This window comes from Embleya sp. NPDC005971, from assembly GCF_040629175.1.
GTDB lineage: Bacteria > Actinomycetota > Actinomycetes > Streptomycetales > Streptomycetaceae > Embleya.
This window is the reverse complement of the sequence record NZ_JBEXUX010000010.1, coordinates 113718-136432: the sequence shown is the minus strand read 5'-3', so window position 1 is coordinate 136432 and position 22715 is coordinate 113718. Positions and strand designations below refer to the sequence as shown.

The following is a 22715-nucleotide window of genomic DNA, read 5'->3' as shown; positions in this document are numbered from 1 at the left end:
AGAAGCCGTTGCAGGCAATGGACACCCCATGGTCGGGACAGGATTCGGGGTGGTTCGGTCGCTTTGCAGGTATTGGTGCGGGCGGATGCGGATGCGGATGCGGATGCGGATGCGGATGCGGGTCGCGGGCGGGCGGCGGGCCCGGCTACTTGTCGGACGACCGGGTGCCGAAGGAGAGGGCGCGGCGCACGTCGCGGCCGGCCGCGCGGGATTGGGCCCGGACGGTGCGCGAGATCGCGCCGATCGGGGCGAGCGTCGCGCGCCAGGTGTGCGCGATCGTGCGGATGGCGGGCGCCAGGACCGCCGTCCTCGCCCAGACCAACGGTCGTCCGATCACCAGCCGGGCCGCAGACGCGCTCTTGCGCCCGGCCCAACGCGCGGGCAGCACGGTCAGCAGGCGCAATGTTCGGCCGATCCATCGGGCCAGGAGCACGGCCCTGCGGCCGATCCAGCGCAGTGGGAGGACGATCAGGAAGCGCAGTGCCCGGATGATCCATCGGGCCAGGAGCACGGCCTTGCGCCCGGCCCAGCGCAGTGGGAGGACGATCAGGAAGCGCAGTGCCCGGATGATCCATCGGGCCAGGAGCACGGCCTTGCGCCCGGCCCAGCGCAGGGGGAGGACGATCAGGAAGCGCAGCGCCCGGCCCAGCGCCCGGCCCAGCGCGCGGACGAGCCGGACGACCCGATGCCAGGCCCAGACCACCGGTCGGGCGACGACCAGCACGAACGCGACCCCGACGGCGCGCCCGACGACCACGAGGCCGCGCCCGACGAGCCGCAGCGTGTGCAGCGCGCCTCGGCCGGCCCAGCGGATCGGGACGACGACGCCGAGGTACAGCGCACGTACGGCGAACCGTGCGCCCAGGAGCAGGCCACGCCCGACCAGGCCGGCGGTGCCGACCAGGGCACGCCACAACCACCGGGCCGGCGTCAGCACGGCGTGCCGGAGCACGAAGCCGACGCCTCGCCCGAGTACGACCAGACCGCGTCCGGCGACCCGCGCCCCGGCCACCACCCCGCGCCACAGCCACTTCAGCGGCACGATCAGCACGTAGTGCAGCCACCGCCAGAAGCCGCGACCGACCACCCGGGCGGCCCGCCAACCCCAACGGGCGGGTACGACGACCAGGAAGTGGCAGGCGCGTGCGATCGCGGCGCCCAGCAGTGCGGCGGCGCGGATCGCGAGCCGGGCCAGGGCGAGCAGCCCCGCGCCGAGCCGGCGCAACGGCCGGACGACCCCGTACCGGGCGACCAACCACAGCCCGCGCCACACCACCTCGACGGCCAGCCACCGCAGTCCGCGGCCGAGTGCGAACACGGCGGCGCGGGCGGCCTTCGCGAGGGGGACCAGGAGGAAATCCCAAATCCACACATCGAGCGCGCGTCCCACGGCCCGCAGCGCTCGCACGGCCGGGATCAGCAGCCAATTCCGGATGGCGAACCCGAGGCCGCGCCCGAGCAGCAGCACAAGGCGACCGGCCGGCGACAGGACCCGATCCCGGATGCCCCGGCCGAGCACCTTGAGCAGTTCCCAGGCCAGCCGGATCGGCAACAACACGACGACCGCGACGATCCGGATCGGCCAGCGGATCAGGTCGTAGAGCAGACCGGTCGGTTCCGACCCGGACGCGGCCACCCGAGGAGCCGTCACCGGTTGGTCGGCCGCCGGGCCCTTGCGTAGCTCGACCGGAACCGGATCGACCGATCGAGCGCCGCCGTGCACGATTTCCCCCATGCGTCCCCCCGAGATGGCCCGGCTTCCCGCCGGGTCCTGCCTCCTTGGGACACCGCGGCGGGCGGATCCTCACGCTCGGCGCGCGAGCAATCCGCCGGCGGACCCGGTCCGCGCCGCCGCAGCGGTCGCGGGCCGGGCCCGGGGCCGGTCACGCCTCCTGGTGGGCCGGTTCCGGCAGCGGCGTGTCCTGGGCCGGCGAGGCGTCCGGCGCGGCGGCGGCCGGTGCGCGGCGCAGCACCAGGCCGACCGCGCCGACCACCACCGCGATGGCGATCAGATAGCCGAAGGTGCCCTGGAACGCGGGTACCACGTCGTGGCTTTCGGTGCGGTTCTGGAGGACCAGTGCGGCGATCGCGATGCCGAGCGTGCCGCCGATCTGGTTGGCGAGGTAGACGGCCGCGGTCGCGCTCGGCACCGATTCCGGGGCCACCGAGCCGAAGACGGAGGACATCGCGGGCGCGCCGACGAAGCCCAGGCCCGCGCCGGTCACCAACGAATAGCCGACCAGAACGGCGGTGTTGGTGCCCGCGTCGGCGGTGCTGAAGCCGAGGATGCCGAGCGCGGCCAGCAGGCCGCCGAACGGGATCAGCGCCCGGGCGCCGATCCGGTCGAAGAGTTGGCCGGCGATCGGCATGCCGATCCAGACGCCGATCCCCTGTGGCACCAGCAGCAGGCCCGCCGCCAGCACGCCGCGGTCGCGGGCCACCTGGTAGTACAGCGGGATCAGGAACAGCAGCGAGAACAGCAGGATGCCGGTCAGGAACACCGCGCCGATGCCGCCCGCGAAGCCGCGGATCCGGAACAACCGGACGTCGATCAGCGGGTGTTCGGTGCGCAGCGCGTGCCGGACGTAGCCCACGATCAGCGCGACGCCGGCGAAGAGCGCCGCGAGCACCTGTGGTGCGCCGAAGCCGCTGTCGCCGGCGGCCTGGGACAGGCCGTAGACGACCGCCGCGAAGCCGGGGCACAGCAGCGAGATGCCGCGCGCGTCCAACGGCGGCGGGTCGCCCGCGTGCGGCGGGTCGGCCGGGATCTGCCGGTAGGCGAGCGCGAGGGCGATCACCCCGATCGGCAGGTTGATGATGAACATCCAGCGCCAGTCGGCGTGTTCGAGCAGGACGCCACCCAGGACCGGGCCCAGGATCGGCCCCAGGGTGACCACCGCGCCGACGATGCCGATCATCTTTCCGGCCCGCTTGGGTCCGGCGGCCAGGGCCAGCATGGTCAGCAGGGTCGGCTCCAGGGCGCCGACGCCGACGCCTTGGAGCACCCGGAACGCGATCAGGCTCTCCGCGTTCCAGGCGATCGCGGACAGGGCCGAGCCGGCCAGGAAGACGGTCAGGCCGGTGAGCCAGACCGTCTTGCCGCCGAACCGGGCCGCGGCCCAGCCGGCCAGGGGCACGGTCGCGGCGAGGGCCAACAGGTAGCCGGTGGCCACCCATTCGATGGTCTTGAGGGGTGCGTCGAACTCGTCGCCGAGGGTTTCGATGCCGACGTTGACGATCGTGGTGTCCAGGATGCCCATCACGCCGCCGAGCAGCATCACCAGCATCAGGCGCAGGAGTGGTCCGTCGATCTTCGTTTCCGGATCGGGGGGTGCGGTGGCCATGAACGCCTCCAAGTTACCGATGAGATCAGTTAACTAAACTCGCAAGTAAAAATTAACAGCACGTCTGGTAACGTCGCAACATGGTCGAGGGAACGAAGAGGTCGACGACGCGAACCGCCGGCGACACGCGCGGACGGATCGACAAACGGCGGGCGATCCTGGCCGCCGCCGAGGCGGTGTTCACCCGCGAGGGCTACACGCTGGCCGGGATCGACGCGATCGCCGCCGAGGCCGGCGTGTCCAAGCCGACCATCTACAACCACCTCGGCGGCAAGGAGAGCCTCTTCCGCACCGTCGTGGTCGAGGCCGCGATCGAGTCCAGCGGCCGGATCCTGGCAGCCCTGGAGGCGTTTCCCACCGATGCCGAGGAACTGCATCCGCGGCTGACCGCGATCGCCCACCGTGTCGTGCAGTGTCAGGCGGGCGAGAAGGGCTGGGCGCTCCAACGGCTGGTGTACGCCGAGGCCGCGCGCTTCCCGGACCTGTACGACACCATCCGCGAGGGCGGCACCGTACGGATCATCGACGCCCTGGCCGGCCGACTGGCCCGGCTCGCGCACGGCGGACACCTGGACATCGACGACCCGGTCACCGCCGCGAACCAGTTCCTGGCGCTGATCTCCGGCGACCTGCCCACGCTGACCGCGCTGGGTACCCGGCCGGTGGACGACGCGGCGCTGGATCGGGCGGTCACCGCCGGAGTGACCACGTTCCTGCGCGCGTTCGCCCCGCGCTCCGGCGCGATCACGGCGCCGCCCCGCCGCTGAGCACCCGTCCACCACGCGCGTGCGGGTCCGCCGCCTGCGCCGCCGGGTCCGCCACCGCCCCGACGGTCGCGATCGGGCGCGGTACGGCGGCCAGCAGCTCGCGGGTGTAGGGCGCCTCGGGCCGGGTGAACACCCGCTCGGCGTCGCCGCTTTCCACCACCCGGCCGTCCTTCATCACCAGGATGCGGTCGCTCACGTGCCGGATCACGCCCAGGTCGTGCGAGATGAACAGCAGCGCCAGACCCAACTCGGCGCGCAGATCGGCGAGCAGGTCCAGGATCTGCGCCTGGATGGACACGTCCAGCGCGGACACCGGTTCGTCGCACACGATCAACTCGGGCGAGGGCGCCAGGGCCCGGGCGATGGCCACCCGTTGTCGCTGACCGCCGGACATGTCGCGCGGCCGCCGATCCAGCAGATCCGTGGACAGGCCCACCAGATCCAGGAGTTCGGCCACCCGGGCCCGATGCGCCGCTCTGGTGGCACGCCATCTGCCGCCCGGCAGGCCCGCCGCGGCGACCGCCTCGCCGAGGATCCGAGCGACCGGATACCGGGGGTCGAACGAGCCGAGCGGGTCCTGCTGTACGGCCTGGATCCGTCCCCGCGAGGGGCGTCGCGCGGACTCGGGCAGCTCGCTCCACGGCGCGTCCCGAAAACGCACCGCTCCCGCGTCGGGGCGCTCCCAACCCAGCACGATCCGCGCCGCCGTGGTCTTGCCGGACCCGGACTCGCCCACCACGCCCAGCGTTTCGCCCGCCCGAAGCTCGAACGAGACGTCCCGGACCGCGTCGTGCCGGGTCCCGTCGGGTGCCCGGAAATGTTTGCCGATCCCGGCCACCTCCAGCAACACCGCACCGACCGGCGGCGCGGCGGGTACCGGCGCCCGGGTCGGGCCGACCGGTCCGGACAACCGGCTGCCCTTCGCCCGGCCGGACGGCACCGCCGCCAGCAGCGCCCGGGTGTAGGAATGCTCCGGCTCGGCCAGGACCCGTTCGGTGGGCCCCTGTTCGACGATCTCGCCCGCGTACATCACCGCGATGCGATCCGCCAGCTCGGCCACCGCGGCCAGATCGTGGCTGATCAGCAGTACGGCGGTGCCCTGTTCCTTGAGTCGGCCCAACAAGGCGAGCACCTGGGCCTGCACGGTGACGTCGAGCGCGGTGGTCGGCTCGTCCGCCAGCAACAACTCGGGACCGCCGGCCAGGGCGGACGCGATCAGGGCACGCTGGCGCAGGCCGCCGGAGAGCTGGTGCGGATACTGCCGGGCCCGGCGCGCCGGATCCGGGATGCCGACGTCCTCCAGGAGTTCGAGCACCCGCTCGCCGACCCGGTCACGCGGCACCACCGCGTGCGTGCGCAGCGCCTCGGCGACCTCCGCGCCGACCGTGCGCAGCGGATCCAGCGAGACCAGCGCGTCCTGCAGGACCAGGCCGATCCGACGGCCCCGCAACGCCCGCCAGCGCGCTTCGGACAGGGCCGTCAGGTCGGTGCCCGCGAAGGCCAGTCGCCGGGCGCTCACCCGGGCGCCGCCGCCGGTCAGGCCGACCAGGGTGCGCGCGGTGACGCTCTTCCCGGAACCGGACTCGCCGACCACCGCCAGGCATTCGCCGCGCGCCAGGGTGAACGACACGTCGCGCACCACCGGTTCGCGGCCGGGAAAGGCCACATCGAGTCCGTCCACGACGAGCAGTGGTTCGGTCGCGGCAGTACCGGTCATCGGGCCGTCCCTCCGGCGAATCGGGTGCGGGCGTGCCGACCGGCCACGTTCACCGCGATCACCGCGCAGGTCACCGCGGCGCCGGGGAACACCCCGATCCACCACGCGGTCTCCAGGAAGCCACGCCCCTCGGACAACATCGCGCCCCACTCCGGCGAGGGCGGTTGGGCGCCCAGACCCAGGAAGCTGAGCCCGGACGCGTAGATCAGCGAGGTGCCGAAGCCGACCGTGCCCAGCACCAGGAGCGGCCCGATCGCATTGGGCAGCACATGCCGCACGATCAGCACCGGTCGGCGCAGCCCCAGGCCCGCCGCCGCCTCGACATAGCCCGAGCGCCGCACCACCAGCGCCTCGGCGCGAACCAGACGTGCGTAACCGGGCATCGCCGCGATGGCCACCGCGACCATCACGTCCACGGTGCCGCGGCCGAGCAGGGTGACCACGAACAGCGCGAGCAACAACTCGGGCAGCGACAACATGATGTCGGCCAGGCGCATGCACACCTGGTCGGCGGCCCGCCCGCCGAGCGCCGAGAGCAGACCCCACAGGGTCCCGCCGACCAGCGCGAAGACGGTCGCCCCCAGGCCCAGCAGCAGCGAGGGCCGGGCGCCGTGCAGGACCCGCGCGAACACGTCGCGGCCGAGCTGATCGGTGCCGAACCAGTGTTCCGCGCCGGGCCCGCGGAGGGCGGCGAGCGGATCGGTCTCGATCGGCGAGGTGCCGGTGAACAGGCCGGGCGCGAGCCCGATCAGCGCGAACAGCACCAGGACGACGAGCGCCACCACGACGCTCGCCCGCGGGGCGGGCCGGCGGCGGATCCGGACCCGCCGTTTGTCGGCCGTCGGTGTCGCGGTCATCCGCTCATCCCTTCCGCAGTCGTGGATCGATGACGGCGTAGAGCACGTCGGTGAGTTGCGAGATGAGCACGAACACCAGGGCGGCCAGCAACACCACGCCCATCACCACCGGCATGTCCTTGGTGTTCACCGACTGGAGGGTCAGCGCACCGATGCCGGGCCGGGCGAACACCTTCTCGACCAGGACCGTGCCGCCCAGCAGGGTGCCGGTCAGCCAGCCGGACAGGGTCAGCAACGGAATCGCCGCGTGCCGGAAGGCGTGCCGGACCCGGACCGCGCCACGCCCGAGCCCGCGTGCTCGCGCGGTGACCACGAACGGTTCGGCCAGCGCCTTCTCCAGGCCCTCGCGCAATACCTGGGCCAGCACCCCGGCGATCGGCAGGGCCAGCGTCACGGCGGGCAACACGAGCGTCTGCACGCCCTCGGTGCCGGCCACCGGAAACCACTGCAGGCGGAACGAGAACACCGTCAGCAGCACGATGCCCAGCCAGAACGACGGCGTGGAGACGGCGACCAACTCCCAAGCCCCGAGCGCCGAACGCAGCGCCGACCGGCGCCCGGCGGTGGCCAGCGCCGAGACCGTGGCGATCACCACGGCCAATACCAGCGCAGACATGGCCAGTTCGAAGGTGGAGCCGAACTGTTCGGCGATCAGCGCGGACACCGGCTGCTGGAGTTGATAGGACTCACCCAATCGTCCGTGCAGCAACTCGCCCAGATAGTGCAGATATTGACTGATCACGGGGTCATCGAAGCCGTAGTCGGAGCGGATCTGCGCCCGCACGGCCGGGGACGCGGTGGTCTGTGGGCCCAGCAGCGTGGCCACCGGATCACCCGGCAGCAGCTTGAGTCCGGCGAAGGCGAGCGTGGCAGCGCCGAGCAGCACCGAGGCGATCGCCACCAGCCGCCCGCCCACCGCACGCAATACGCGCGGCAGGCGGGCCGGTTCGGCCGGGGTCACGGCGGAGCTCATCGCCGGGCGCTCCACACGTCGTGGAACAGTGGCCAGGCGTTCGGGTCCAGACGCAGCCCGTTGATCTGCTTGCCGGTCGCGAACAGCGTCGTCGCCGAGTACAGCGGCACCACCGCGGCATGCTCGATCACCCATGCCTGGGTCTGGGCGTAGAGCCGGTCCCGGGTGGGCCGATCCAGCGTCGCGGCCGCCGAGTCGGTCCACCCGTCGATCTGCGGGTTGCTCAGCCAGGCCGCGTTCTGCCCGCCCGCGCTGGGCAGGTTCGACGAGTTGAAGTACAGCCGCAGCACGTCCGGCTCGAACCGGGCCCAACTCATGTCGAGCACGTCGTACTTGCCGGCGTAGGCGTTCGTGGTGAACGCGCCCAGATCCAGTGCCGGTCGTTGTACCTCGACGCCGATCTTCTTCAGGTCCGCCTGTACCGCCTGGGCCAGGATGTCGCGCTGCTCGCGCACCGCCGCCGGCGCGCTCGGCCACTGCACGCTCAGCCGCTTGCCGTCCCGGGTGCGATAGCCGTCCCCGTCCCGCCCGGTCCACCCGGCCTCGTCCAGCAACCGCCCGGCCAGCGCCGGGTCGTAGGGCCAACTGTTCTCCAACGTCTTGTCGTAGGAGGGCGTGGCCGACCCCAGCGGGCCCCAGGCGCGCCGATACTGGTCGAAGTAGATCGACTGCACGTTCGGCCCGATGTTGATCCCACGCTGTACCGCCTTGCGCACCCGCTCGTCGTCGAACGGTGCCCGGGTGGTGTTCAGGAACAGGCTGTACACCGCGCCCGCGAAGTCGTGCCGCAGGATGCGCACGTCCGCGCGCCCCTCCAGGCCCTTGACGTTCACCGGCGGGATCGACCCGGCGATGTCCACCTGTCCACCGGCGAACGCGCCCACCCGTACCGAGTCCTCGGGCAGGAAGCGGAAGGTGAGCTTGTCCAGGTAGGCGGCGCCCTGGTGCCCGGCTCCGGTCGGGGCCCAGTTGTACGCCGGGTTGTTCTCCAGGGTCAGGCTCTGGCCCTTGGTGTGCGCGGCGAACTTGAACGGCCCGGTGCCCACCGACTGTGCGCCGCCCGCGCACAGCTTGTCGCCGGCCGCGGCCAGCGCCTGTGGCGAGTAGAAGCCGAGGTAGGCGGTGCTCGCGGCCTGGAGGAACGGCGCGAAAGGCTTGGCGAAGCGGATCCGTACGGTCGCCGGGTCGAGCACCTCGGTGCCGGTGTAGGGGCCGAGCAGACTGGCCGCGTACTGGGACTTGGTGCTCTTGGCGGCGATCCGGTCGAAGTTGACCTTGACCGCGTTCGCGTCGAACGCGGTGCCGTCGGTGAACTTGACGTCGGTGCGCAGTTTGAACGTGTAGCTGGTCAGGTCCGGCGCGACCTCCCACGAAGTGGCGAGCCAGGGGCGGAAGTTGCCCTGGTCGTCCTCGGCGACCAGCGAGTCGAAGACGTTGCGCTGGATGGACGCGGTGATGTCCTGCGGACTGACGTGGATGTCGAAGCAGGTCGGCTCGGTGTTGATCGCCACGGTGACCGAGCCGCCCCGGACCGGCGGACCCGCGTCCGCCTGGGCGGCGACGTTGCCGGACTTGGTGGTGGAGGTACAGGCGGACAGGACGAGCGCGGCGGCCAAGGCCGCTCCGACGATTCCGGGTGGACGGATGGCGCGCATGGTCGAGTCCTGTCGAGAGTGGGGGATGGGGCGAAGACGCCCAGGGCGGAGCAACGGCCGCCGCCGGCACTTCCAGGAAAGTAGTGGCGTCGCGCCGACCCCCAGCACCCCTAGCGGACCCCTACCGACCCTTGTGGGTACGGGCGTGATCGGGAAATTGGCCGGGATTGTCCGAGTGGGGGTCGTTCGTGCGCGCTGTCCGCGGCATAAGCGGACGAACGGCGCGTCCGGGTGTCGGCTTTCTTTCGCGACACCTTCGTGTTGACGCGACGCGGGCGGATTTCTAGACTGCCGTTCAGCTATGAAGCGAAAGTCCGGATCACCGGCTCGGAGCTTTTCTACTTCTTCCTCGGAGATGGCCGTGCAGGGGACCCGTGGTGCGAGCGCCTCGCGACTCGCCCTGGTGTCCCGCCTCGACGTGGATCTCGCCCGCATGTCCAGCGGACTGTGTCGCTGAATCCGTCGTCGTAGGGATCGTTCGTCGGGTCGATGCCCGGATTGCCCGATAGTCGGGGGCATTCGGCCGTCGCGCCCGTACATCCGACCAGGATCGGAACGATCCCGCTCCGCTGCCGAGGTCCGCTCGGACCCGCCGGCCCGCCCGGCGCCCACCCGGCACCTCGGACCCCGAAATCGCGTGTTCCGGTCGTATCGAGGCGTGGATATCCCGCCGCGATTCGGGCCGGGCATGGTACGTGCGTGGGGAAATATTAATCAGAGTTAATAGCGAATTCAACACGCGGAAACACTTGGATTTCCGCCGGGGGAGTGGCACGTGTTTTTCGTGGGGCGAACCGAGGAACTCAGCCGACTGGATACCGCGCGGGCCCGCTGCGCGACGGGCGTCGGTGGCGTGACCACCGTGTGCGGGCCGGTCGCGGTCGGCAAGACCGCACTCCTGCACAGCTTCGGCGATCGGCCCGCGGCCGACGGCGCGCTCTTCCTGCGTGCCGTCGGCACCCCGATGGAACAGGACTTCCCGCTCGGCGTGGTCCGCCAACTCGTCCAGTCCGCGCCGTTGCCGGACGAGGACGCGCAGCGGATCGACCGGCTCCTGGACGACGGCGCGCACACCGCCGCCTTCGGCGGCACCGACGCGTTGGACGCCACCACGGTGCGCGCGGTGCACGAACTGTGCGCGCTGATCCTGACGTTGGCCGCCGCGCGCCCGGTCGTGGTGGTGGTCGACGACATCCAGCACGCCGACCCGGTGTCCCTGCAATTCCTGGCCCACCTGATCCGCCGGATCCGCAGCGCCTCGGTCCTGGTGCTGCTCGGCGAGCGAGAGCACGCCGCCCCGCCCTCGGCCGCCTTCGCCGCGTTCGCCGCGGACGTCGAACGCCAGCCGCATCACCAGCGCATCCGCCTGGCCCTGCTCGGCAAGGGCTCGGTCGGCGAACTGCTCGGTCACGAACTCGGCCCGGCCGCCGCCGCCCGGCTGACCGCCGACGTGCACGAACTCAGCGGCGGCAACCCGCTGTTGATCCGGGCGCTGCTGGAGGACATGGGCCCCGCCGCGCGCCTGGACCCGGCCCGGCGCCCACTGCGGCCCACCGTCGCGGACGCGTACTGCCGGGCGGTGGTCGGCTGCCTGTACCGACTCGACCCGGCCACCGTGCAGGTCGCCCGCGGCCTGGCCGTGCTCGGTGAATCGGAGACCACCCGGGGGCTGGCCGAATTGCTCGAACTCGAACCCGCCACGGCCACCCGCGCGGCGCGCACCCTCAACGACGCCGGACTGGTGGCCTGCGGCCGATTCCGCGACGACCGGGCCCGGGCGGCGGTGCTGGACACGATGACCCGCCCGGATCGCGAGCGTGGGCACGCCCGGGCGGCGACCCTGCTGCACATCGACGGCGCCCCGTCCGAGTCGGTCGCCAAACACCTCGCGGGCGCCGGGGACTTCCGCGCGCCGTGGGCGGTACGCACGCTGCGCGAGGCGGCCGAGGCGGTGGTCGCCGAGGGCGATCTGCGGCTCGCCGTGGACTACCTCAAGTTGGCCGAGCGGATCGCGCCGGACGAATGCACCCGGGTATCCATCAAGGCGTTCCTGATCGGACTGGAATGGCTGGTCAACCCGGCCGCCGCGGCCCGACACGTGCCGTGGTTGGCCGGCGCCGTCCGGGACGGCCGGCTCAGCGGTCGCGACGCGCTGGTGTGCGTGCGCTACCTGGCCTGGTACGGCCGGCTCGACGAGGCCAAGGCCGTGATCGACGCCGGTTGGCGCACCTGCGGGCCCGGCGAGGCGGACGCGCGGGTCACCGCCGCCGAGGCGCGGGCCGCCCGGGTCTGGCTCAAGTACTGGTACCCGGCCGTGGACGCGGACTCGCCCGAGCCGGAACCGGAGGTGTCCGTACTGCCCGCGACCATCGGCCGGATCGAGGGGCTGGACCTGCTGACGGCCGTACTGGCCGGCCGACTCGACGGCGATCGGGTGTACGACCGGGCCGAGCGCATCCTGCGCGGCTCGCGCCTGGACGACACCACGATGGAATCGCTCACCTCCACGCTGACCGCGCTGGTCTACGCCGACCGGGCCGCGGCGGCGCAGGAATGGTGCGTCGCGCTGATCGATCAGGCCGCCGCCCGGCGCAGCCCGATCGCACACGCCATGTTGAGCGCGGTACTCGGCGAGATCGCGCTCCGCCAGGGGGACCTGCTCGGCGCCGAGGACGGTGCCAAGACCGCGCTGACCCGGATCGCGCCGGAGGGCTGGGGGGTCGCGGTGGGCGTGCCGTTGGCCGCGCGGATCTCCTCGGCGGTGGCCCGAGGGGACCACGAGCAGGCCGCCCGATTCCTGGAACTCCCGGTTCCCGGGGCGATGTTCCACACCCCGGCCGGGCTGCACTACCTGCACGCGTGCGGCCGGTACAACCTGGCCACCGACCGCCCGGACGCGGCCCTGCGCGACTTCATGTCCTGCGGCGAGCTGATGACGGCGTGGCGCATCGACCTGCCCGGGATCGTGCCGTGGCGGGTCGAGGCGGCCCGCGCCCAGGTGCGGCTGGGCGACCGTGACGCGGCCCGGGAGTTGCTCGCCGAGCAGTTCGAGCGCTTGCCCGACGAGCCGTCCCGGACTCGCGGGCTGGCGCTGAGCGTGCAGGCGTCGGTGGTCGAACTGCGGCGCAGACCCGCGCTGTTGTGGGAGGCGATCCGCGAACTGCAAGCCTGCGGTGATCGTTTCGAGCTGTCTCTGGTGTTCGCCGAACTCGGGCACGCATACCGCGAGTTGGGCGAGTTCGGTCGGGCCCGGCGGGCCGCGCGGCGGGCTCAGCACCTGGCCGAGGTGTGCCAGGCGGCGCCGCCGCGTACGTTGTCGCGCAGTGACCGGCTGGCCGCGGTGCCCGACCGGGACGGGGCGATACCCGAGGCGCGGGAGCCGGCGGCGCTGCACGAACCGGCCCGGATCGGCGAGGCCGGCCGGGTCGCCGAGCCCGGCCGGGTGCGGGCCCCGGAGCCGGCCGCGATGGTCGCCGCGTCCGCCGCCGTCGACGAGGAACAACCCGGCGCGGGGCTGAGCGACGCCGAGCGCCGGGTCGCCGCGCTGGCCGCCCAGGGCCAGACGAACCGGGAGATCTCCCGTCGGTTGTTCATCACGGTCAGCACCGTCGAACAACACCTGACCAGGGTCTATCGCAAACTCGGTGTGGCGCGCCGACTCGACCTGCCGCCGTGGTTGGAGGAGGAGATCGCCGGCTGAAGCGGGTCCTCCCCTATGGGGTCGGTAGGGGATCGACAGGGGTTATTCCGGTGGGGTGCGGCGGACGAATCTGGAGGCCGTTCGGCGCAGTCGTCGCCGTTCGGCAACGGACCGTTCGGATGAGGGGCGACCACTCCGCGATGATGAGCCGCGAGAACACCACCACCAGCAGGAACGACCGGCACGGCACCGCGATCGCCGTCATCGGAACGGCGTGCCGGTTGCCCGGCGCCGCCGATCCGGCCGCGTTCTGGGAGCTGCTGCGCGAGGGCGTCAGCGCGGTGGGCGAACCCACCGCCGAGCGCCGGCGCGGCGCCGAACTGCGGCCCGGCGGCTACCTGGACCGGGTGGACGCCTTCGACCCGGCCTTCTTCGGGATCTCGCCGCGCGAGGCCGACGCGATGGACCCGCACCAGCGGTTGTTCCTCGAACTCGGGTGGGAGGCCGCCGAAGACGCCGGCCTCCCACCCGAAGTCCTGGCCGGCACCCGGGCCGGCGTCTTCGTCGGTGCCATCGCCAACGACTGGTCCACCGTCGTGCACCGGCACGGCACGGACGCGATCACCAGGCACACCTTCACCGGCGTCGCCCGCGGCCTGATCGCCAACCGGCTTTCCTGGGCGCTGGACCTGGGCGGCCCGAGCCTGACCGTCGACACCGCGCAGTCCTCCTCGCTGGTCGCGGTGCACCTGGCCTGCGAGAGCCTGCGCAACGGCGAGTCGACCCTCGCGTTCGCCGGCGGCGTGCACCTCAACCTCGCGCCGGAGAGCACCGTGGGCGCGGAGCGCTTCGGCGGCCTCTCGCCCGACCACCGCTCGTTCACCTTCGACGCCCGGGCCAACGGCTTCGTGCGCGGCGAGGGCGGCGCGGTGCTGCTGCTCAAGCCGCTGGCGGCGGCGCTGGCCGACGGCGACGCGATCCACGCGGTCATCCACGGCAGCGCGATCACCAGCGACGGCGACACCGACGGGCTCACCGTGCCGGACACCGGCGCGCAGACCGACGTGCTGCGCCGGGCGGCCCACGCGGCCGGTGTCGCTCCCGAGCGCATCCAATACGTCGAACTGCACGGCACCGGCACCCGGGTCGGCGACCCGATCGAGGCTGCCGCGCTGGGTGCGGCCTACGGTGCGGGCCGAACGGGCGCCGATCGGGTCGCGGTCGGCTCGGCCAAGACCAACGTCGGTCACCTGGAGGGCGCGTCCGGGATCGTCGGGTTGCTCAAGACCGTGCTGGGCATCCGGCACCGCACCCTGCCCGCGACCCTGAACCACACCACGCCCAACCCGGCGATCGACCTGGACGCGGCCGGCCTGCGGGTACAGACCACCCCCGGACCCTGGCCGCACCCGGATCGCCCACTGTTCGCCGGCGTCAGCTCGTTCGGGATGGGCGGGACGAACTGCCATGTCGTGCTGGGCGAGCCGCCCGCCGTCCGCCCCCGCGACCTGCCCGGAGCGCGCGCCTTCACCGAGGCCGCCGCCGTGCTCCCCTGGCCGCTGTCCGCCCGCGACCCCCGGGCGCTGCGCGGCCAAGCCGAGCGACTGCACGCGGCGACCACCGCGCACCCCGCGCACCCCGAGCACCCCGCGCCCCAGGACGTCGCGCTGACCCTGGCCGAGGGCCGCACCGCGTTCGCGCACCGGGCCGTCGTACTCGGCGCCGATCTCGCCGAACTCACCGAGGCCACCGCCGCGTTGGCCGGCGCGGTGCCGACCGCCGGCGCGGTGACCGGCAGCGCCCACCCGCACACCTCGACCGTGTTCGTCTTCCCCGGACAGGGCTCGCAATGGGTCGGCATGGCCGTCGAACTACGCCACGCCTCCCCGGTGTTCGCCGCCCATCTGGACGCCTGCGCGGACGCCGTCGCGGCGCACGTGGACTGGTCGCCGCACGACGTCCTGCGCGGCGTGCCCGGCGCGCCCTCGTTGGAGCGCGTGGACGTGGTACAGCCCGTGTTGTTCGCGGTGATGGTCTCGCTGGCCCGACTGTGGGAGGCGTTCGGGGTGCGCCCGGACGCGGTGATCGGGCATTCGCAGGGGGAGATCGCCGCCGCGCACATCGCCGGTGCGCTGACCCTGGCGGACGCCGCCCGGCTGGTGGCCCGACGCAGTCGCCTGCTGACCGGCCTCGCGCCCGGCGGCGGCATGGCCTCCGTCCCGCGCCCCGCCGACGAGGTGCGCGCCGGACTCGGCGACCGGGCTGACCGGGTTGGCATCGCGGCGATCAACGGGCCCGCCTCCACCGTGGTGTCCGGCGATCGGGACGCCCTGGACGCGCTGCTCGCCGAGTACACCGAGGCCGGCGTGGACGTGCGGTCCATCCCGGTCGACTACGCGTCGCACTCGCCGCACGTCGAGCCGCTGCGCGCCGACCTGCTTCGCGAACTCGCCGGGATCGCACCGGCACCGAGCCCGATCGCGTTCTACTCCACCGTCACCGGCGGCCTGCTGGAGACCACCGCACTGGACGCCGACTACTGGTACCGCAACCTGCGCGGCACGGTGCGCTTCGCGGACGCGGTCCGCGCCGCGCTCGCCGACGGCCGGCGCACCTTCGTCGAGGCGAGCCCGCACCCCGTGCTGACCATGGGACTGCGGCAGACCCTGGACGCGGACGAGGCCGCCGGGGCACCCGCGCTGACCGTGGGCACGCTGCGCCGCGGCGACGGCGGGCCGCGTCGGCTGCTGACCTCGCTGGCCCAGGTGTACGTGCACGGCACACCGGTGGACTGGACCGCCGCGCTGCCGGCCACCGCGCGCCGCACCACACTGCCCACGTACGCCTTCCAGCGCACCCGGCACTGGATCGCGGAGCCGGCCGCGCCCACCGCCACGCGCGCCGCCGCCACGCCCGCCACGCCCGCCCCGGCGGACCCGGCGGACCCGGCCACCGGGCCGGAGCCGGCCGTCGCGACCGGACCGGACCCGCTGATCCTGGTCCGTGCCACCGCCGCCGTCGTACTGGGCCACGCCGGCCCCGGTGCCGTCGACCCGGACCGCACGTTCAAGGACCTCGGCTTCGACTCGGTCGGCGCGCTGGAGTTCCGGGACAGGCTGGCCGCCGCGAGCGGCATCCCGTTGTCCACTTCGCTGACCTTCGACCACCCGACCCCCCGGGCGGCGGCCCGCCACCTCGCGGATCACACGGCCGGCACCGTGCCCGCGGATGCGGGATCGTCCGGGGCCGCGCCGGCGCCGGTCGCAGCCGAGGACGATCCGATCGTCATCGTCGCGACGGGCGGCCGGTGGCCCGGCGGCGCGGACACCCCCGAGGCACTGTGGGAGCTGCTCACCGACGGAACGGACACGATCGGGGCGTTCCCGGACAACCGCGGCTGGGACCTGGACGCGCTCTACGACCCCGAACTCGCCAGGCCCGGCACGTCCTCGGTGCGCGCGGGCGGCTTCCTGCACGACGCCGACACGTTCGATGCCGGCTTCTTCGGGATCAGCCCGCGCGAGGCGGCGGCGATGGACCCGCAACAGCGGCTGCTCCTGGAGACCGCGTGGGAGGTGGTCGAGCGGGCCGGCATCGCCCCGAGCACGCTGCGCGGCACCCGGGCCGGCGTGTTCGTCGGCGCGATGCCGCAGGACTACGGACCGCGGCTGCACGAGGCGCCCGAGGGCTACGGCGGCCACCTGCTCACCGGCAGCCTGAGCAGCGTCGCCTCCGGCCGGTTGGCCTACACCCTGGGCCTGGAGGGCCCGGCCCTGACCGTCGACACCGCGTGCTCCTCGTCCCTGGTCGCCCTGCACCTGGCGGTCCGCGCGCTGCGTGCGGGCGAATGCACCCTGGCGCTGGCCGGCGGCGTCACGGTGATGTCCACGCCGGGCATGTTCACCGAGTTCAGCCGGCAACACGGCCTCGCCCCCGACGGCCGGTGCAAGCCGTTCTCGGCCGCCGCCGACGGCACCGCGTGGGCCGAGGGCGTCGCGCTGGTCCTGGTCGAGCGCCTGTCCGACGCCCGCCGGCTGGGCCACCCGGTGCTCGCGGTGGTGCGCGGCAGCGCGGTCAACCAGGACGGCGCCTCCAACGGCCTGACCGCGCCGAACGGCCCCGCCCAGCAGCGGGTGATCCGCCAGGCGCTGGCCGACGCCCGGCTGAGCGCGGCCGACGTCGACGCGGTCGAGGCGCACGGCACCGGAACCATGCTCGGCGACCCGATCGAGGCCCAGGCGCTGCTCGCCACCTACGGCGCGGACCGGCCCGCCGACCGCCCGCTGCTGCTCGGCTCGGTCAAATCCAACCTCGGCCACACCCAGGCCGCCGCCGGGGTGACCGGGGTGATCGCGCTGATCGAGGCGATGCGACACGGCGAACTCCCGCGCACCCTGCACCTGGACGCGCCATCCCCGCACGTGGACTGGTCGCGCGGCGGCGTCGAACTGCTCGCCGAGCGGACCGCGTGGCCCCGGCACGAGCGGCCGCGCCGCGCGGCGGTGTCCTCGTTCGGGATCAGCGGCACCAACGCACACGTCATCCTGGAGCAGGCCCCACCGCCCCCGCCGGCCGGCGGCACCGACCAGGCCGGCCCGTGGTTGTTGTCCGCCGCGAGCGAGCAGGCGCTGGGCGCCCAGGCGGCGCGGTTGCGCGGCCACCTCGCCGACCACCCGGAAGTGGCGCTCGGCGACGTGGGCTTCGCGCTCGCCGACGGCCGGGACACCCTCGCCCACCGCGCCGTGCTCACCGGCAGCGGCCGCGACGACCTGCTGCGCGGCCTGGACGCGCTGACCGACGGACTCGACGCGGTGAACCTGAGCCGAGGCGAGGCCCGAGCGGCCGGATCGCTGGCCGTGCTGTTCAGCGGCCAGGGCAGCCAACGCGTCGGGATGGGCCGCGAACTCTACGCGGTGGAACCGGTGTTCGCCCGGGCCCTGGACGAGGCGCTGGTGCACCTGGACGCGGCCCTCGGCCGCTCCCTGCGCGACCTGCTGTTCGCCGACCCGGCCGGCCCCGAGGCCGCGCTGCTGCACGCGACCGAGTACACCCAGCCCGCGCTGTTCGCGGTGGAGACCGCGCTGTACCGACTCGCCGAGTCGTACGGAATCCGCGCCGATCACCTGATCGGCCACTCGATCGGCGAACTGACCGCCGCGCACATCGCCGGCGTGCTCACCCTGGCCGACGCCGCGACCCTGGTGGTGGCCCGCGGCCGGCTGATGGGCGCGCTGCCGCCGACCGGCGCGATGGTCGCGCTCCAGGGCACCGAACGCGAGGTCGCCGAACTGGTCGCCGGGCACGAGGCGGACGCGGGAATCGCGGCGATCAACAGCCCCGATTCCGTGGTCGTCTCCGGCACCGCCGAGATCGTCGACGAGTTGGCCGCGAAGTGGCGTGCCACCGGCCGCAAGACCAGACGACTGCGGGTCAGCCACGCGTTCCACTCGCCGCACATGGACGCCGTCCTGGACGAGTTCCGCGCCGTAGCGGCGGGTCTGACCTTCGCCGCACCGCGCATCCCGATCGTCTCCAACCTGACCGGGGACGTGGCCGAGGCCGCCGAACTGGCCGATCCCGACTACTGGGTCCGGCACATCCGCGAGGCGGTCCGCTTCCGCGACGGCATCCGCCGACTCGCCGAACTCGGCACCACCACCTACCTCGAACTCGGCCCCGACGCCGTGCTCACCGCCCTGACCCTGGCAAGCCTGGACGACCTCACGCCGGTCGTGCTCGCCGCGCTGCGCGCCGACCGCCCGGAAGCACACACCTTCACCCTGGCCCTGGCCCGACTGCACGTCACCGGGACACCGCTGGACTGGAGCCCGGTCTGGTCCGGCCGCGCGGTGCGCCGCGTCGACCTGCCCACGTACGCCTTCCAACGCCGCCGACACTGGCTGGACGCGCCCCGGCCCGGCGCCGACCCGAGCACCGCCGGCTTCGATCCGAGCGAACACCCGCTGCTCGGCGCGGGTTTCGCCCGTGCGGACGGCTCCGGCCTGGTCTGGACCGGAGTGTTGTCGCACCGCACGCCGTGGCTGGCCGACCACGCCGTGCACGACTCGGTCCTGCTGCCCGGCACCGCGTTCGTCGACCTCGCGCTGTACGCCGCCGCGCAGGCCGGGGCCGGCGGCATCGACGAACTCGTTCTGGCCGCACCGCTGGTGCTGCCCGAGACCGGCACCGTGCGGATCGAACTCGCGGTGGGCGCCGCCGAGGCGGACGGTACCCGGCCGGTGACCGTGCACTCGCGGGCCGCCGACGCCGACGACTGGACCCGGCACGCCGCCGGCCGGCTGAGCCCGGTCGAGAGCGCCGAACCCGGCCGCGCCGACGGCGCCTGGCCGCCGCCGGGCGCCGCGGCGATCGAGGTGGCGGACCTGTACGAGCGGCTCGCCGAGCTGGGCTACCACTACGGCCCGACCTTCCGCGGCCTGCTCGCCGCCTGGCGAGACGGCGACGACCTGCTGGTCGAGGTCGCGCTGCCGGAGCCGACCGAGGAGGCCGGCCACCTGATCCACCCGGCTCTGCTGGACGCCGCACTGCACGGCGTGGTCGGGCTGCTGCCCGGCGGCCCGGCGGGCGGGCCCACCCGGTTGCCGTTCGTCTGGGCCGGGGTCGGGGCGCACACCGCCGGTGCCCGCGAACTGCGGGTACGGATCGCGCCGATCGGTCCGGACGCGGTCGCGCTGACCGCGACCGACGCCGAGGGCACGCCCGTGTTGTCGATCGACCGGCTGACCCTTCGGGCGATCCCCGCCGAACGACTCGGCGCTCGTCCGGCCGTTGCGGAGGACGCCTGGTATCAGGTGCACTGGGTGCCGCTGCCGAATCCGGTGCCCGGCGCCGAGGCCGTCGGTGAGCCGGGCGACTGGGTCGTGCTCGGCGACGGCGACCCGAACCCGGCGGGATCGGCCGCCCACACCGCGGAGTTCGGCCGGGCGGTCCGGGTGCTGCCCGACCTGGCCGCGCTGCGCACCGCGCTCGCCGCCGGAGCGCCGCCGCCCGCGTACGCGCTGGTGCCCTTCGAACGGCCGATCCCGGCCCTGGGCACCGCCGTCGCCACCCACGCGGTCACCGAACGGGCCGTCACGCTGCTGCGCGAATGGCTGGCCGAACCACGCCTGATCGACACCGAACTCGTCCTGGTCACCCACGAGGCGGTCGCCACGCACGCCGGCGAGGACGTCCGCGACCTGACCGCCGCCGGCCTGTGGGGTCTGGTGCGGGCGGCGGCGGGCGAACACCCCGGCCGACTTCGCCTGCTCGACCTGGACCGACACCCCGACTCGGCCGCCGCGGTGCCCGCCGCGCTGGCCGGCGGCGAGCCGCAACTCGCGCTGCGCGCCGGTGCGATCCTGGCACCCCGGCTGGCCCCGGTGCGCCCCGAGGACGCCCTCGAACCACCCGCCCCGCCCACCCCCTGGCGCCTGGACGTCACCGAACCCGGCAGCATCGACCACCTCGCGCTGCTGCCCGCCCCCGAGGCCGCCGCCCCCCTGGCGCCCGGCCAGGTGCGGATCGCGGTGCGCGCCGCCGGCTTGAACTTCCGCGACGTACTGATCGCGCTCGGCGGATACCCCGGGGCCGCCCGGATCGGCGCGGAGGGCGCCGGCCGGATCCTGGAGATCGCCCCGGACGTCACCGAACTCGCGGTCGGCGACCGGGTGATGGGGCTGCTCCCCGGCAACCTGGGCGCACACGCGGTGGTCGACCACCGACTGCTGACCCCGATCCCGGCCGGCTGGACGTACGCCCGGGCGGCAACCGTCCCGGTGGCCTACCTGACCGCGTATCACGGCCTGATCGAACTCGCCGGCCTGCGCGCCGGCGAATCGGTGCTGGTCCACGCCGCCACCGGCGGAGTCGGCACGGCCGCCGTACAACTGGCCCGCCATCGGGGCGCCGACGTGCACGGCACCGCGAGCCCGGCCAAGTGGCCCACGCTGCGTGCCCAGGGCCTGGCCGACGACCGGATCGCCTCCTCGCGCACCCTCGACTTCGAGACCGGTTTCCGCGGCACGACCGGCGGACGCGGCGTCGACGTGGTGCTCAACTCGCTGGCCCGCGAGTTCACCGACGCCTCACTGCGGCTGCTCGCACCCGGCGGGCGCTTCGTCGAGATGGGCAAGACCGACCTGCGCGAGCCGGACGCGGTCGCCGCCACCCACCCCGGCATCGACTACCACGCGTTCGACCTGTTGGCCCTCGAACCGGCCCGGATCGGCCGGATGTTGGCCGCGCTGGCACCGCTGTTCGCGGCCGGCACGCTCACCCCGCTGCCGGTCACCGCCTGGGATGTCCGGCACGGTGTGCGGGCGTTGCGTCGACTGAGCCAGGCCCGGCACACCGGCAAGCTGGTGCTGACCATCCCGCCCACCCCGGCAGGCATCGACCCCACCGGCACCGTGCTGATCACCGGCGGTACCGGCGCGCTCGGTGCCCTGGCCGCCCGCCGGCTGGTCACCGGGCACGGCGCCCGCAGGCTGCTGCTGGTCGGCCGCACCGGCCCGGCCGCACCCGGCGCCGCCGAACTGCGCGCCGAACTGACCGCGGCCGGCGCCGAGGTGGAGATCGCCGCCTGCGACGTGGCCGACCCGATCGCCCTGGCCGAGCTACTGGCCACCATCCCGTCCGCCCACCCGCTCACGGCGGTCGTGCACACCGCCGGCGTGGTCGCCGACGGCGCGCTCACCACCACCGACCCCGAGCGGCTGCACGCCGTGCTGCGGCCCAAGGTGGACGCCGCGTGGAACCTGCACACGCTCACCGCCGACCTGGACCTGTCCGCGTTCGTGCTGTACTCGTCCGCCGTCGGCGTCCTGGGCAACCCCGGCCAGTCGGCCTACGCCGCCGCCAACACCTTCCTGGACGCGCTCGCCCACCACCGACGCAGCCACGGCCTGCCCGCGACCTCGATCGCCTGGGGCCACTGGGCCCAGGCGGGCGGCCTGGCCGCGCACCTGACCGACGTGGACCGCCGCCGGATGGCGGGCAGCGGCCTGGCCCCGATGAGCACCGAAACCGGCCTCGACCTGTTCGACCGTGCCATGCACACCCCGCTCCCGGCGCCCGTGGCGGCCCGGATCGACACCGGCGCGCTGCGCCCGGACGCGGCGACCGAACTCCTGGCCGACCTGGCCCGCGCGGCCACCCCCGGTCGGGTGCCCGCGCAACGCGGCACCTCGACTCGCGCGGGCGCCGCCCGCAGGCCCGCGACCGGAATCCGGGAGCGGCTCGCGGGCCGCCCGACGGACGAACAACAACGCGAGTTGTTGCTGTTCGTACGACTCACCGCCGCGGCCATCCTCGGACACGACGGACCGGCCGCGATCAAACCCGAACGCGGCTTCCTGGAGAGCGAGTTCGATTCACTGGGCGCGATCGAGCTGCGCAACCGGATCAACACCGGCACCGGCCTGGCGCTGCCCTCCACGCTGATCTTCGACCACCCCACCCCGATCGCACTGGCCGAACACCTGCGCGAGCGCCTGTTCGCCGCGCCGCCGGCCCCGGGAACCGGTTCGCTGCTCGCCGAACTCGACCGGTGGCGGCTCTCGTTGACCGGTCTGCTCGCCGACGGCGGGGTACCGGACGAGGACTTCCGCGCCGGCGCGGTGAGCCGGCTGTACGAACTGCTGGACCGGCTCGGCGCCACCGCGCCCGCGGACCCGACCACGGCGCTGGTCGCCCGACTCGGCGCGGGCGACGACGACGAGCTCTTCGACTTCATCGACAACGAACTCGGCATCTCCTGAA

General features: G+C 73.8%; 9 protein-coding genes. 3 read left to right on the top strand and 6 right to left on the bottom strand.

The genetic code is table 11. From position 1 onward, the window contains the following. Positions 1-145 precede the first annotated feature (145 nt). Entirely contained in the window at positions 146-1735 is a 1590-nt protein-coding gene (locus tag ABZ374_RS12090) for a hypothetical protein (RefSeq protein WP_360309761.1), read from the bottom strand. Between the two features lie 148 nt (positions 1736-1883). Continuing rightward, a complete protein-coding gene (locus tag ABZ374_RS12085) occupies positions 1884-3344 on the bottom strand; it encodes a DHA2 family efflux MFS transporter permease subunit (RefSeq protein WP_360309759.1) in 1461 nt (486 codons plus the stop codon). An 80-nt stretch (positions 3345-3424) separates the two neighbouring features. Here ABZ374_RS12085 and ABZ374_RS12080 point away from each other — a divergent pair, with 80 nt between their 5' ends. Beyond that, entirely contained in the window at positions 3425-4111 is a 687-nt protein-coding gene (locus ABZ374_RS12080) for a TetR/AcrR family transcriptional regulator (protein WP_360309757.1), read from the top strand. Here ABZ374_RS12080 and ABZ374_RS12075 read toward each other — a convergent pair. From ABZ374_RS12075 to ABZ374_RS12060, 4 genes are read right to left on the bottom strand one after another with little or no spacing between them, the layout of a single operon-like run. Next, positions 4089-5828 (bottom strand): ABC transporter ATP-binding protein, encoded by a 1740-nt coding sequence (locus ABZ374_RS12075; RefSeq protein ID WP_360309755.1) that lies wholly within the window; start codon positions 5826-5828, stop codon positions 4089-4091. The genes ABZ374_RS12080 and ABZ374_RS12075 overlap by 23 nt on opposite strands. Next, on the bottom strand, positions 5825-6685 hold the full coding sequence (locus ABZ374_RS12070; protein WP_360309753.1) for an ABC transporter permease: 861 nt from the start codon (positions 6683-6685) through the stop codon (positions 5825-5827). Before ABZ374_RS12070 ends, ABZ374_RS12075 begins: the two co-directional genes overlap by 4 nt. A 4-nt stretch (positions 6686-6689) precedes the next feature. Further along, entirely contained in the window at positions 6690-7658 is a 969-nt protein-coding gene (locus tag ABZ374_RS12065; RefSeq protein WP_360309751.1) for an ABC transporter permease, read from the bottom strand. Beyond that, positions 7655-9313 carry an ABC transporter substrate-binding protein gene (locus tag ABZ374_RS12060; RefSeq protein ID WP_360309749.1) on the bottom strand — a complete coding sequence of 553 codons (1659 nt, stop codon included), beginning with the start codon at positions 9311-9313 and terminating at the stop codon, positions 7655-7657. Before ABZ374_RS12060 ends, ABZ374_RS12065 begins: the two co-directional genes overlap by 4 nt. A gap of 775 nt (positions 9314-10088) precedes the next feature. On the opposite strand from ABZ374_RS12060, the gene ABZ374_RS12055 reads away from it, so the two are divergent. Continuing rightward, positions 10089-13013 (top strand): AAA family ATPase, encoded by a 2925-nt coding sequence (locus ABZ374_RS12055; protein WP_360309747.1) that lies wholly within the window; start codon positions 10089-10091, stop codon positions 13011-13013. A gap of 119 nt (positions 13014-13132) precedes the next feature. Further along, entirely contained in the window at positions 13133-22714 is a 9582-nt protein-coding gene (locus ABZ374_RS12050; RefSeq protein WP_360309745.1) for a type I polyketide synthase, read from the top strand. The last annotated feature ends 1 nt before the right edge of the window (position 22715 follow it).